The organism is Phycicoccus sp. DTK01 (assembly GCF_017312765.1).
GTDB classification, from domain to species: Bacteria; Actinomycetota; Actinomycetes; order Actinomycetales; family Dermatophilaceae; genus Phycicoccus; species Phycicoccus jejuensis.
The window spans coordinates 1-13,150 of the sequence record NZ_BOPU01000005.1 but is presented as its reverse complement, the minus strand read 5'-3'; the positions used below and the strand labels follow the sequence as shown (position 1 = coordinate 13,150).

12 protein-coding genes and 1 pseudogene are annotated in these 13,150 nt (G+C 75.0%); 8 read left to right on the top strand and 5 right to left on the bottom strand.

Annotated features, from left to right (window positions below; genetic code table 11):
* Window positions 1-4: 4 nt before the first annotated feature.
* The gene (locus J3473_RS11900) at window positions 5-1,198 is read left to right on the top strand and encodes a sterol desaturase family protein (RefSeq protein WP_207023678.1); all 1,194 of its coding nucleotides are present in this window, start codon (window positions 5-7) and stop codon (window positions 1,196-1,198) included.
* Window positions 1,199-1,228: 30 nt separating this feature from the next.
* Here J3473_RS11900 and J3473_RS11895 read toward each other — a convergent pair whose 3' ends face one another.
* Window positions 1,229-1,603 carry a DoxX family protein gene (locus tag J3473_RS11895; protein ID WP_207023675.1) on the bottom strand — a complete coding sequence of 125 codons (375 nt, stop codon included), beginning with the start codon at window positions 1,601-1,603 and terminating at the stop codon, window positions 1,229-1,231.
* Window positions 1,604-1,710: 107 nt separating this feature from the next.
* Between J3473_RS11895 and J3473_RS11890 the strand changes: the two genes are divergently transcribed.
* From J3473_RS11890 to J3473_RS11880, 3 genes are all read left to right on the top strand, one after another.
* Window positions 1,711-2,205: a MarR family winged helix-turn-helix transcriptional regulator gene (locus J3473_RS11890; RefSeq protein ID WP_207023672.1), complete on the top strand. Its 495-nt coding sequence runs from the start codon at window positions 1,711-1,713 to the stop codon at window positions 2,203-2,205.
* Between the two features lie 446 nt (window positions 2,206-2,651).
* Entirely contained in the window at window positions 2,652-3,050 is a 399-nt protein-coding gene (locus J3473_RS11885; protein ID WP_207023669.1) for a MerR family DNA-binding transcriptional regulator, read from the top strand.
* Window positions 3,051-3,154: 104 nt separating this feature from the next.
* A complete protein-coding gene (locus J3473_RS11880; protein ID WP_207023666.1) occupies window positions 3,155-4,669 on the top strand; it encodes a SulP family inorganic anion transporter in 1,515 nt (504 codons plus the stop codon).
* Window positions 4,670-4,732: 63 nt separating this feature from the next.
* Here the strand turns inward: J3473_RS11880 and J3473_RS11875 are convergent, their stop codons facing one another.
* The gene (locus J3473_RS11875) at window positions 4,733-6,286 is read right to left on the bottom strand and encodes an MFS transporter (RefSeq protein WP_207023664.1); all 1,554 of its coding nucleotides are present in this window, start codon (window positions 6,284-6,286) and stop codon (window positions 4,733-4,735) included.
* Between the two features lie 58 nt (window positions 6,287-6,344).
* Between J3473_RS11875 and J3473_RS11870 the strand changes: the two genes are divergently transcribed.
* Entirely contained in the window at window positions 6,345-6,935 is a 591-nt protein-coding gene (locus J3473_RS11870) for a TetR/AcrR family transcriptional regulator (RefSeq protein WP_207023662.1), read from the top strand.
* 9 nt (window positions 6,936-6,944) lie between these two features.
* Here J3473_RS11870 and J3473_RS11865 read toward each other — a convergent pair whose 3' ends face one another.
* On the bottom strand, window positions 6,945-9,095 hold the full coding sequence (locus J3473_RS11865; RefSeq protein WP_207023660.1) for an MMPL family transporter: 2,151 nt from the start codon (window positions 9,093-9,095) through the stop codon (window positions 6,945-6,947).
* A gap of 87 nt (window positions 9,096-9,182) precedes the next feature.
* Here J3473_RS11865 and J3473_RS19800 point away from each other — a divergent pair, with 87 nt between their 5' ends.
* A complete protein-coding gene (locus tag J3473_RS19800) occupies window positions 9,183-9,791 on the top strand; it encodes a TetR/AcrR family transcriptional regulator (protein ID WP_368857117.1) in 609 nt (202 codons plus the stop codon).
* A gap of 141 nt (window positions 9,792-9,932) precedes the next feature.
* Here the strand turns inward: J3473_RS19800 and J3473_RS19795 are convergent.
* Both J3473_RS19795 and J3473_RS11855 read right to left on the bottom strand, forming a co-directional pair.
* A pseudogene (locus J3473_RS19795) lies at window positions 9,933-10,406 on the bottom strand (DedA family protein); the annotation flags it as partial.
* A complete protein-coding gene (locus tag J3473_RS11855) occupies window positions 10,406-11,116 on the bottom strand; it encodes a class I SAM-dependent methyltransferase (protein ID WP_207023656.1) in 711 nt (236 codons plus the stop codon). The gene J3473_RS11855 and the pseudogene J3473_RS19795, both read right to left, overlap by 1 nt.
* Window positions 11,117-11,224: 108 nt before the next feature.
* On the opposite strand from J3473_RS11855, the gene J3473_RS11850 reads away from it, so the two are divergent.
* Both J3473_RS11850 and J3473_RS11845 read left to right on the top strand, forming a co-directional pair.
* Window positions 11,225-12,370, top strand: coding sequence for a sensor histidine kinase (locus J3473_RS11850; protein WP_207023653.1), 1,146 nt, complete (start codon window positions 11,225-11,227; stop codon window positions 12,368-12,370).
* Window positions 12,367-13,020 carry a response regulator transcription factor gene (locus J3473_RS11845; protein WP_242525835.1) on the top strand — a complete coding sequence of 218 codons (654 nt, stop codon included), beginning with the start codon at window positions 12,367-12,369 and terminating at the stop codon, window positions 13,018-13,020. The genes J3473_RS11850 and J3473_RS11845 overlap by 4 nt, the downstream gene beginning before the upstream one ends.
* The last annotated feature ends 130 nt before the right edge of the window (window positions 13,021-13,150 follow it).

Here is a 13,150-nt window from a genome sequence, read left to right as displayed (position 1 = left end):
CCGGGTGAAGCGGCCCGACCTCACCGTCCTCGCCATCCCCGCCTTCGTCGGTGCGATGGCCGCCGAGTACTGGTGGCAGAAGCGCCACCCCGCCCCGGCCGGGACGACGCGCGCCGGCGACTACGAGCTCGCCGACACGGTCGCGAGCCTGACGATGGGCGTCGGCAGCCTCCTCGCCCCGTTCGTCGCGAAGCGCCTCCTCGACCCCGTGACGCCGGGGAAGGGCCGCGGCGCCCGCTGGCTGATGGGCACCGCCGTCGCCGCGAGCGCCGCCACCACCGTCCTCGACGTCGTGCGCCGGCACCGGGTCGAGGGCGGCCTGCCGCCGGCGGGCAGCATCCCCGAGGAGGCCCGGCAGGTCCGCCGGAGCACCACCACTGCGGACGCCGACCCCGAGGCCGTCCCCGCCCTGCGCCGCGTCACCGGCGGGATGGCCGTGGCCGCGGTCGCGTCGACGGCGCTGACGGTGGCGACGACCTGGTCGGCGCAGACGAGCGGCGAGAAGCTCTTCGCCCGCACCGGCCGCGACCTCGGCACCGGCCTGCTCGCCAACACGGTCGCGCTGCTCGGCTGGGACGCGATCTACTACTGGAACCACCGCTTCAACCACGAGAGCCGCTGGCTCTGGGCGATGCACGTCGTGCACCACAGCAGCGAGCGCTACAACCTCTCGACAGCGCTGCGGCAGCCCGTCGCCGAGGGCGTGACGATGAGCGTCCCCTACGGCCTGCTCGCGCTCGCCGGGGTGCGGCCGAGCGTCATCGAGAACGCCCGCGCGCTCAACCTCATCTACCAGTTCTGGATCCACACCGAGGCGGTCCGCTCCATCGGGTGGCTCGAGAAGGTCCTCAACACGCCCTCGCACCACCGGGTCCACCACGGGTCCAACTCGCGCTACCTCGACCGCAACCACGGCAGCATCCTCATCGTGTGGGACAAGCTGTTCGGCACGTTCGAGGAGGAGGACGAGCCCGTCGTCTACGGGCTGACGAAGAACATCGACACCTACGACCCGGCGGTCATCGCGACCCACGAGTGGCGCGACATCGCCCGCGACGTCGCGGCGTCGCAGACCTGGCGTGACCGGTGGTCGTTCCTGCTGCGCGGCCCCGGATGGGCGTACGACCGCCACCGGGCCCTCGCCGCGGCGGGCGACCCGGCGATGGAGCCCGCGCCGCCCGCCCCCGTGGCCGCCTGAGCGACCACCCCGGGCGAGCCGGCGCCGGGCTCAGAACGCGTACGAGCCGAACCGGCCCCAGGCGACGAACGCCGCGAGGAGCAGCAGCACGACGTTGACGGCGATCATCTGTGTCTCGCCGCGACGGGCGTGGACGACGGCCGCGCCGACCATCGTCAGCGCGAGCCCCGTCGCCGCCAGCGGCACGAGGACCGGCGCGATGCCGGTGACGGCGGGCAGGACGAGGCCGAGGGCGCCGAGCACCTCGACGACGCCGATGCCCTTGACGGCGCCGGCCGAGAAGTCTTCGACCCAGCCGAGGCCCGACTCGGCGAGCGCCGCCTTCGGGCGGGAGAGCTTCATGGCGCCGGCGGCGAGGAACGCGAGGGCGAGCACGACGGCGACGACCCAGAGCACGATGTTCACGGGGACCTCCAGTGGGGTAGTTTCAGTTCATGCGTGAACTCATGACCAGCATCCGGCATTCCCGCCGCGGACGTCAATCACTTGAGGCGTGAAGTAACGTGACCCAAATGCCCGACGACGCACCCCGGTGGCTGGACGCCGACGAGCAGCGCGCCTGGATCCTCGTCTCGCAGATGACGATGCGCCTGCCGAGCGCCCTCGAGAGCCGGATGCAGGCCGTCGCGGGCCTCGGCTACTTCGAGTACCTCGTCCTGTCGGGGCTGTCGATGGCGCCCGGGCGGCGGCTGCACCTCAAGGACGTCGCGCGCTTCACCGGCAGCTCGCTGTCGCGGCTGTCGAACACCGTCCGCCGCTTCGAGGATCGCGGCTGGGCGCGCCGCGAGACGGACCCCGACGACGGCCGCTCGACCTACGGGGTGCTGACCGACGCCGGGCTCGAGGTCGTCCGCCGCGCGGCGCCCCTGCACGTCGAGGAGGTCCGTCGGCTCGTCCTCGACCCCCTGACCGCGCGGCAGCTGACCACGCTCGGCGAGGCCTCCCGGCGCATCGTCACCGCCCTCGACCCGGCCGGCCCGATGGAGGCGTTCGTCGACCCGGAGTGACCTGCCTCACACCCTTCGTGCCGTGCGGTTCGGCCGCGCCCGCGCGACTCAGGGGGTGAACAGGGACCGATCCGGTCCTGCCCGACCACGAGGAGGCCCTCATGGCCAGCACCAAGAAGTCCGCGTACACCGCCCTCGGCTGGGTCGCCTGGCAGGCGCTCGCCAAGGTGGGCGTGCCGCTCGCCAAGCGCAAGGTCGCGAACCGCCGCCGCACCCACTGACGCCGCGACACACCAGCACCGAGGACCCGCCGGGGAACCATCCCGGCGGGTCCTCGCGCGTGCCGCCCCGCCCGCCTCCCCCTCGCGAACGCGTGTTGACTCGCCGGTGCCCCCCGGCGAGTCAACACGCGTTCGCGGCAGGTGAGGGGCGCCAACGCAATTTCATCCCTACCCTCACGTGAGGGTAGGGTTGCCGCGTCCTGACCACCCACCGGAAGACCGCGCATGCCTGCCCCCGAGACCGCCACCGACCTCCAGATCGGCGACGTCGCAGAGCGGACCGGGCTCAGCCTGAAGACGATCCGGCACTACGAGGAGGTCGGGCTGCTGCCCGAGTCGCGCCGCAGCCCCGGCGGCTTCCGCCTCTATGGCGAGCCGGCCGTGCGCCGCCTCCTGCTCATCATGCAGATGAAGCCGCTCGGCTTCTCCCTCGAGGAGATGGCCGACATCATCGCGCTGCGCGAGCGCCTCGCCTCGCCCCGCCTGTCCGAGCGCACCCGGGCCGGCGTCGTCGAGCAGCTGGCGGCCTACCACGCCCTCGCCGACGAGAAGCTCGCCGACCTGCGCCGCCGCGTCGACAGCGCGGAGCGCTTCGCGCGCGAGCTGCAGCAGCCCCTCGCCTGACCCCACCCGCCCAGCGGGACCGCCCCACACCAGACCACCCCGGTCGACGACGCCCGGGAGCCCCGCCCGCCGACCCGCGGGCCGACCCCCGGAGCCCACTCACCGTGTCCGACACCGCCATCGCCCCACCGCGCCCCGAGGCCGACGACGTGACCTCCGTCCGCGCCGCCCTGCGCTCGCCCCGCCGCCTGCGCACCGAGGTGCTCGCCGGCCTCGTCGTCGCCCTCGCCCTCATCCCCGAGGCCATCGCCTTCTCGATCATCGCCGGCGTCGACCCCCGGGTCGGCCTCTTCGCCTCGTTCACGATGGCCGTCTCCATCGCCTTCCTCGGCGGCCGCCCGGCGATGATCTCGGCGGCCACCGGCGCGGTCGCGCTGGTCATCGCCCCGGTCGTGCGCGAGCACGGGATGGAGTACCTGCTCGCGACCGTCGTCCTCGGCGGCGTGATCCAGGTCGTCCTCGGGCTGCTCGGCGTCGCCCGCCTCATGCGCTTCGTCCCGCGCTCGGTGATGGTCGGCTTCGTCAACGCGCTGGCCATCCTCATCTTCATGTCGCAGGTGCCGCACCTGCTCGGGGTGCCGTGGGCGGTCTACCCGCTCGTGGCGGCCGGGCTCGTCGTCATGGTCGTGCTGCCGCGGCTGACCACGGTCGTCCCTGCGCCGCTCGTCGCCATCGTCGGCCTCACGGCGGTCACGGTCGGGTTCGCGGTCGCGGTCCCCACCGTCGGCGACGAGGGCCGGCTGCCCGACAGCCTGCCCTCGTTCGTCCTGCCGGACGTGCCGCTCACGCTCGAGACGCTGCGCATCGTCGGGCCGTACGCGCTGGGCATGGCGCTCGTCGGCCTCATGGAGTCGCTGATGACCGCGACGCTCGTCGACGACGTCACCGACACCCGCTCGGACAAGACCCGCGAGTCGTGGGGCCAGGGCGTCGCCAACGTCGTCACCGGTTTCTTCGGGGGCATGGGCGGCTGCGCGATGATCGGCCAGACGATGATCAACGTCAAGGCGTCGGGCGCCCGCACGCGCATCTCGACCTTCCTCGCCGGCGCCTTCCTCCTCGTCCTCGTCGTCGGGCTCGGCGACCTCGTCGGCATCATCCCGATGGCCGCGCTCGTCGCCGTCATGGTCATGGTCTCCGTCGGCACGCTGGACTGGCACAGCATCAAGCCCTCGACCCTGCGGCGGATGCCGCGCAGCGAGACCGCGGTCATGGTCGTCACCGTCGCGGTCGTCGTCGCGACGCACAACCTCGCGATCGGCGTCGTCGTCGGGGTGCTCGTGGCGATGGCGCTGTTCGCCCGCCGGGTCGCCCACCTCGTGCGGGTCGTCGACGTCGAGCACCCCGACCCCGACACCCGCGTCTACGCCGTCGAGGGCGAGCTGTTCTTCGCCTCGAGCAACGACCTCGTCGGCCAGTTCGACTACGCCGGCGACCCGCAGCACGTCGTCGTCGACCTCAGCCGCGCGCACGTCTGGGACGCCTCGACCGTCGCGACCCTCGACGCCGTGGAGACCAAGTACGCCGCCCGCGGCAAGAGCGTCACCTTCCGCGGCCTGGACGCCGTGAGCGCCGCCCGCCACGAGCGCCTCAGCGGCAAGCTGACCGCCGGCCACTGACGCCGGCCCGAGCCCACCCTCTCCCGCGAACGCGTGTGAACGCGCCGGTCATCACCGGCGATCTCACACGCGTTCGTGGGGCGCCGGCGCCGGCCGACTCTCCGGCAGGGCGCGCCCGGCCGAGCCGGCCTCCCGGTGTCGCGGCGCCATGACCGCCACGACCAGCGCCGTCACGGCCACGACGACGGCGGCCACCGTCAGCGCCTGCGACATCCCGGCGACGAACGCCTCCTCGGCCGCCGACACCAGCCGCGGCCACACGGCCTCCGCCCCCGGGGGCGGCGACATCCGGGTGAACGCGAGCCCGCTCTCGACGGCGCGCGACAGCTGCGCGGGCAGCGCGCCGGTCGTCGCCGCGACCTCGTCCCGGTAGACCGTCGTGAGGGCGGCCCCCAGCACCGCGATGCCGATGGCGCTGCCGACCTCGCGCGAGACGTCGTTGACGGCCGAGGCGACGCCCTGCTTGTCGTCCGGCATCGCCGAGGTGATCGCCGTCGTGGCGGGCGTGGCGGCGAAGGCCATCCCCAGCCCGTAGACGCACAGGGCGCCCCAGAACCGCCACACGTCGAACTCCGCGTCCTGTCGCGCGAGGAGGAGCAGCCCGGTGGCGAGGAGGACGAGGCCGATGGTGCCGAGGAGCTTCTGCGAGTGGCGCCGGCTCAGGCTGCCGGCCAGGCGCGAGGCCGGGATGACGACGACGGCCATCGGCAGCAGGCGCAGGGCGGCCTCGAGTGGCGAGAACCCGGCGACGTACTGCAGGTACTGGATGCCGACGTAGATGAACCCGAACTGGGCGAAGAACTGGACGGTGATGGAGAGCGACCCCGCCGTCAGCCCGCGGTCCCGGAAGACGCGCGGGTCGAGCAGGGGCTGGTCGGTGCGCAGCTCGCGCAGGACGAAGGCGACGAGGGCCACCCCGGCGACGACGAAGCCGCCCACGCTGACCGGGTCGTCCCATCCGCGGGCCGCGCCCTCGATGATCCCGAGCACCAGCGCGCCGACGCCGACGAGGCTCAGCAGGCCGCCGGTCCAGTCGAGCCGCTGGGCGGGCTCACGCGACTCCGGCACCCAGCGCAGGACGCCGGCCAGCGCGACGAGGGCGAGCACGAGGTTGAGCGCGAAGAACGAGCTCCAGTCGAAGAACTCGAGCAGGACGGCGGTGGCCAGCAGGCCGAGCACGGCGCCGCCCCCGGCGACCCCGACCCACACGCCGACCGCCTTGCCGCGCTCCGCGGGCGGGAAGGACGTCGTGATGACCGAGAGCGTCGACGGCATGATGGCCGCCGCCCCGATCCCGCTGAGCGCCCGGATGACGATGAGCGCCGTCGGGGTGTCGACGAAGAGCCCGGCCGCGCTCGTCACGGCGAACACGGCCAGGCCCGCGGCGAGCAGGAGCCGGCGGCCGTACCGGTCGCCGACCGCGCCCGCGAGGAGGAGCAGCCCGGCGAAGACGACCGTGTAGCTGTCGAGGATCCACGTCAGCTCGGTCTGGTCGGCGCCGGTCGCGACCGCGATCTCGGGCAGCGCCGTGTTGAGGCCGCTGACCGCCGAGACGACGGTCATCAGCGCGAGCGAGACGACGAGGAGCACCGCGCGGGTGCGAACCGGGCTGCTCATGGGTCCTCCTATTTAGACGAGCGTCTAATAAAGGTAGCGCTCGGTAGGCTCGCTGTCCATGGGATCGGAGACGCGCAGCGCCGGGCGCCCGCCCGCGGGCGGCCCGGACCGTCGGGCCGCCATCGTCGACGCCGCCCGCGGCGAGTTCCGCGACCACGGGTTCGACCGGGCGACCATCCGCGCGATCGCCGCCCGCGCCGAGGTCCACCCCGCCCTCGTCGGCCACTACTTCGGCACGAAGGCCGAGCTGTTCGCCCACGTCATGGAGCTGCCGGGCCCGGTCGCCGATGCCTCGCTCGCCCTGCGCCGCGTCCCGCCGCAGGAGTGGGCGGACGTGCTCGCGCGCACCCTGCTCGCCGGGGACCCCGAGGTGCGGGCGACCCTGACCGGGGTGGTGCGGGCGGCCTCGAGCGACCCGGCCGCCGCCGCCCGCATCCGGGAGTTCTACGAGGCCCACTTCCACACGCTGCTCGGGGACCTCGGGGTCAGCCACCCGGCCGCGCGGGCCGTGCTCCTCAGCTCGCTGGCCGTCGGGCTCGTCGTGACCGGTGACGTCGTCGGGCTGTCCGGCTTCTCGGGCGCCGACCCCGCGGTGCGCCGCGCCCTCGTGACGGCGGCCGTCGACGCCGTCCTGCGCACCGAGCTCTGACGCCCGGGGTCAGTGCGTCGGCACCGGGACCCGGGCCAGCCGCCGCTCGAGCACCCGGGGCAGCCACCAGGCCCGCTCACCGAGCAGCTCGAGGACGGCCGGAGCGAGGAGGAGCCGGACGACGGTGACGTCGACGAGCACGGCTGTCGCGAGCCCGAGGCCGATCATCCGGACCTCGGTCTCGCTCGTGAACGTGAACCCGAGGAAGACGAGGGTCATGATGGCGCCGGCCGTCGTGATGAGGCTCGCCGTGCGCCCGACGCCGAGGGGCACCGCCCGTCGCGCCGGGGTGCCGGCCGCGCGCTCCTCGCGCACCGCGGAGAGCAGGAAGACGTTGTAGTCCATGCTCAGCCCGAAGAGGATGGCGAACATCAGCATGGGGACGAACGAGACGACCGGCTGCTCGGCGACCCCGAGGAGGCTCGCGCCGACGGAGGTCTGGAAGGCGAGCGTCACGACGCCGTAGGCCGCGCCGATCGAGAGCAGGTTGAGCACGGCGCTGACGAGCGGCAGGACGAGCGAGCGGAACGCGAGCGTCAGCAGCACGAGCGAGAGCGCGACGACCACGACGACGAGCAGGACGAGGCTGTCGGACACCTTGGTCGCGAGGTCGTCGAACGTCGCCGTCTGCCCGCCGACGTGCGCGACCGCGCCGGTGCCCTCCAGCGCGGCGGGGAGGACGTCGTGTCGCAGCGTGCCGACGAGCTCGCTCGTCGCCTCGTCCTGCGGCGCGGTCGTGGGGACGACGGTGACGACGGCCGTGTCACCGGAGGGGTCCGTCTGCGCGGGGGCGACCGCGGCGACCCCCGGGGTGGCGGCGAGCCGTTCGCCGACGGCCCGGGTCGCGGCGGCCGGGTCGGCGGCGTCCCGCAGGTCGAGGGCGACGAGCAGCGGTCCGTTGAAGCCGGGCCCGAAGCCCACGGCGAGGCGGTCGTAGGCGACGCGCATCGTGTCACCGGCCGGCCGGTTGGAGTCGTCCGGCTGGCCGAGCTGCAGCCCGAGGGCCGGTGCCCCGAGGGCGAGGAGGAGCGCGGTCGAGACGAGGGCGACGGGCCAGGGCCTGGCCGCCACCCACCCCGCGAGGGCGCGGGCGCGGCGCCCCTCGGACTCCTCCGCGACGGTGGCGTCGGCCGGCCCGGCCGCGCCGGCGACGGGGGCGAGCGCGCGCTCCGCCCGGGGCAGGACCCGCCGACCCGCGAGCCGCAGGGCGGCGGGGACCACCGTGACGGTGGTCAGGGCGGCGACCGCGACGACGACGGCGGCCGCCAGCCCCATCCGGCCGATCATCGTGATGCCGGTGACCGCCAGGCCGCAGATCGAGACCACGACGATGGCGCCGGCGGTGACGACGGCCGTGCCGGTGGTGCTGTTCGCCCGCGCCGCGGCGGTGACGACGTCGTCACCCGCCCGGAGCCGGGCCCGGAAGCGCGCCACGAGGAAGAGGGCGTAGTCCACCCCGGCGCCGAGGCCGAGCATGATCGCGATGGTCGGGGCGACCGTCGGGATGTCGACGACCCCCGAGAGGGCCGCGAGCACCGTGTTGCCGAGGGCGAGGCCGAGCAGCGCCGAGCCGACCGTCACGAGGGTGGCGACGAGGGAGCGGAAGAGCAGGGTCACGAGGACGACGGCGGCGACGAGGCCGATCACCTCGCCGAGCGGCACCGGTCGCTCGCGCCAGCGGTCGACGACCGGGCCGCGCATGCTCGCCTCGACCCCCTCGTCGGCCAGCGGGGCCACGGCCGACTCCAGGCGCTCGAGGTGGCCCACGGTCAGGTCGGCCGCCTTCGCGTCGTAGAGGACGGTCGTGTACCCGGTGCGTCCGTCCGCCGACACCTGCACCGGGGTCACGGACTCGACGTCGGGCTGCTCGGCCACCGCGGTGACGACGCTCCCGACCGGGCCGCCCGGTGCCGGGTCGAGCCGCCCGTCGACGTGGAAGACGAGGGTCGCGGTGTCGCCCGCCGCGGCGGGGAACCGGTCGGTCAGCAGGTCGGACGCCTGCTGCGAGTCGGTGTCGCCGAGGCGCACCTCGTCGGTGAACCCGGCCCCGAGGCCGCCGGCGACCCCGCCGACGACCATGAGCGCGAGCACGAGGCCCACGAGCACCCGCCACGGGTGGCGTGCGGCCCCTCGTCCGATCCGTCCCAGCACCGTCGTCATGGCTCCTCCTCGGCTGCACCAGCGCTTTCAAGCATTTGATTGAAGCAGATGTTTGAAACGAGCGCAAGCGCTGGCATGATGGATCCCGTGAGCTCGTCGACCGCCGCCCGGCTCCGGGCCGCCACCGAGGACCTCCTGCTCGAGCAGGGGCAGGCGGCGACGACGCTGCGCGACATCACCGACCGGGCCGGCGCCAACGTCGCCGCCGTCGGGTACCACTTCGGCAGCAAGGACGCGCTCGTCGCGCAGGTCTACGGCGACGCGCTGCGCGAGGTCTCGGAGGTCCAGCGGGGGCGCCTCGCCGCGCTGCCCGCGCAGGCCCCGCTCGAGGACCTCGTCCGCGTCTGGCTCGCCCCCGCCCTCGACCCGGCGGCGCAGGAGTCGCGCGAGGCGCGGCTCTGGGGGATCGTCCAGCGGGGGATGGTCGAGCGCTCACCCGGGCTGCTCGAGAACCTCGACTCGGTCCGGGAGCTCGTCGACACCCACCTCGTCGACCGGCTCGCGGCGGCGCTACCCCACCTCGGTCGGGACGAGCTGGCGCTGCGCCACGCGGCGGTGCTCGGCGCCGTGGGTGCGGTCGCCACCGGGGGCCTCGCGCCGGCCGCGGGGCCACTCGCCCCGGCGGCGGTCGACATGCTCGTCGCGTGGGTCGTCGGCGGCCTGCGCGCCCCGGCCGCGCCGGGCCCGACCACCTGACCCGTCGCCCTCACCGCCCCGGCGGCGCAGCGCCACGAGACCGGCGGCCGTCGCGAGCACGACGAGGACGACCAGCGCGACCGCCCACCCGGGGAGGGTGGGTCGCCATCCGCCCGCCGCCCGGCCGGCCAGGTAGCCGGCCGTGACCTCCGCACCGGCCCAGAGCGACCCGGCGACCGCGCTGGCCGCGGCCACCCGCGCCCGAGGCACCCCGGCCGCGCCGGCCAGGTGCGGCACGAGCGTCCGGGCCACCGGCACGAAGCGGGCGACGAGGACGGCGAGCGCCCCGTGCCGGGCGAGCACCGCCTCGGCCCGGTCCCAGACCGCGGGTCCGGCTCGTCGGCCGAGGCGAGAGGCGCGCAGCCGCGGCCCGAGGACGCGACCGGTCGCGAGGCCGACCTGATCGCCGACCACGACGGCCAGCACGAGGCTCGGCACGAGGATCCCCACGTGCAGCACCCCCGCCGCCGCGAGCGCCCCCGCGGCGAGGACGAGCGAGAGCGTGGGCAGGACGGTCCCGACGAGCAGCGCCGACTCACCGGCCACGACGAGGACGACGACGAGGTGCACCGCGGTCGGCGGCAGGTCACGGACGACCTCGAGCAGCCGATCCATCACGACGTGCTCCCGGGCCACGCGACGGGGGACGGCATGACGGCCGGCTCCTCGACGCGCCGGACGACCGCCGGAGGAAGGTTGCGCCACACCGTGGTCGACGAGGTGCGGCGGGTGCGGTGGTGCGCCTCGAGCACCCGCTGGACCGCCCGGTGGCGTCGTGCCTCCGCCGGCGACGCGGTGGCGCGGCGGAGCGTCGCGGTGCCCCGGTAGGCGAAGTAGGACAGCGTGCCCGTCGGCCGCAGCCACCTGGTGTAGAGCCCGAGGATGCGCTCGACGTCCGCGGGGTCGAAGTTGGTGAACGGCAGCGCCGAGACGATGTGGTCGTACGGCTCGGCCGGACGCAGGTCCTCCACGCGGCCGCAGACCACCCGCACGTCGACGTCGGACGAGCGGCCGGACGCCAGGCGTCGGAGGTGCTCCGCGAAGCGCGGGTTGGACTCGACGACGTCGAGCCGGCTCCCGGGCGCCAGCCCGTCCGCCAGCGCCCGCGTCGCGCGCCCCGTGCCGGCCCCGACCTCGAGCACCCGCACGGGGCGCGTCGACGCCACCGCCGCAGCGACGAGGGCGCGGACGAGCGCCGGGCTGCTCGGGGCGACGGCCCCCACCGCGGCGGGGTCGCGCAGCCCCTCACGGAGGAAGAGGCGCAGCTCGGCCGGTGCGGCGCCCCGGTGCGTCACCGGGACCCGGGTGGGGGAGGAAGAGGTCATGTCCCGACGCTAGGAAGGCCGTCGGCGGCGCGGACCCATCCTTCGGCGACGCGCACCCCCGACGAACGTCGGGTCCCGAGCCCGCCGGGGCGCGCCTACGCTCGTCGGGTGCAGCCACCGCGTCGACGCCTCCCCACCGCGCTCGTGCGCGGCGGGCTCGTCCTCGTCGCCGGGTGGACGGCCCTGATCAACACCGCGGCCGTCTCCGGCGGGAGCTTCGCCACCGCCGGGTCGGCGGCCGCCGTCGCGACCACCGCCGCGCTGCTCGTGCCCGGCGTCCCGTGGTGGGCCCCACCGGTCGTGGCCGCTGCGGCGGCGGGATGGTTCGGGTGGCCGTTCCTCTTCCTGCTCGTCATCGCCGTCGTCGACCTCGCCTCACGCCGCCGCGTGGCCTGGGCCGTCGCCCTCGGCGTGGCCGCGTTGACGCTGAGCGCGCTCGTCGGCGGCCCGGCGACACTCTGGGTCCCGCAGCAGTTCGGCTCCCCGCTCTTCCTCGTGCTCGGTGTCGTCGTCGGGCTGTGGTCGGGCAGCCGGCGCCGGCTCATCACCGCCCTCGAGGAGCAGGTCGCCCAGCGCGACGTCGAGCGCAGCCTGCGCGAGGAGCAGGCCCGGGCCTCCGAGCGCGCCCGCATCGCCGCCGAGATGCACGACGTGCTCGCACACCGGCTCAGCCTCATCGCGCTGCACACCGGTGTGCTGGAGGCGACCTCGGACTCGTTGCCGCCCAAGGTCGCCGAGCGGGCCGCCCTGCTGCGCACCGCGTCGACGGAGGCGCTCGACGACCTCCGCTCCGTGCTCACGGTCCTGCGGGAGCCCGACCCGACCGACATCCAGCCGCCGACCACCGGCGACCTCGACGAGCTCGTCGGCGCCGCCCGCGCGGCCGGGCAGGAGGTCCGGCTCGTCGTCACGGGAGAGGCGGCGCTCGTCCCCGCCGCGCACCGGCTCGCCGTCCACCGCGTCGTCCGCGAGGGGCTGACCAACGTCCGCAAGCACGCCGACGGGGCGGCCGGCGTGGTGGAGGTGACCTACGGGCCGCCGCTGACCAGCGCGACCGTCCGCAGCCCGCTGAGCGCCGGGTCGGGCTCTGGGGCAACCGATCCCGGCTACGGCATCGTGGGCCTGCGCGAGCGCGTGCACGCCGTCGGGGGCACGCTCGAGGTCGGCGCGCACGACAGGGAGTGGGTCCTCGGCGTCACCCTCCCCACCCCGGTGCATCGCAGCGCCGCGCCGGCGGGGGAGCCGACCCGGTGATCCGCGTCATGGTCGTCGACGACGACGCCCTCGTCCGGATGGGCCTCGTCGACCTCCTCGAGACCGACCCCGACCTCGAGGTCGTCGCCCAGGCCGCCGACGGGCAGCAGGCCCTCGACGCGGCGAGTACCCGGCGCGTCGACGTCGCCCTCGTCGACGTGCGGATGCCGGTGATGAACGGCATCGCGGCGACCGCCCGGCTGCGCGCGCTGCCGCACCCCCCGCGCGTCGTCGTCCTCACGACGTTCGACGTCGACGAGTACGTCTACCGGGCGCTGGCCGCCGGCGCCGACGGGTTCCTCCTCAAGGACACCGAGCCGCGCGAGATCCTCCGGGCCGTGCACGTCGTGGCGGCCGGGTCGGCGATCCTCCACCCCTCGGCCGCCCGCACCGTCATCGACCGCTTCCACACCGGTGGCGGCCCGCAGGCTCTCGAGGCGCAGGCCCGCGTCCGGCGCCTCACGCCCCGCGAGACGCAGGTCCTCGCCCTCGTCGGCCGCGGCGCGACGAACGCCGAGGTCGCCGACGAGCTCGGGATGCGCGAGGCGACGGTCAAGGCGCACGTCAGCCGGATCCTCGAGGCCCTGCACGTGACGAACCGGGTCCAGGCCGCGCTCGTGGCCCGGGACGCCGGCCTCGGCGACCCCTGATCCACGCCCCGGTCATCCCACGAACGTGTGTGAAGAACGCCGGTCTCGCCGCAGTGTGGTGTGCCAGGACATGCCTGACAGGTGATGTGACAGGACATCGCTGACACTCGAGCGCTGGTGGCTGGATGAT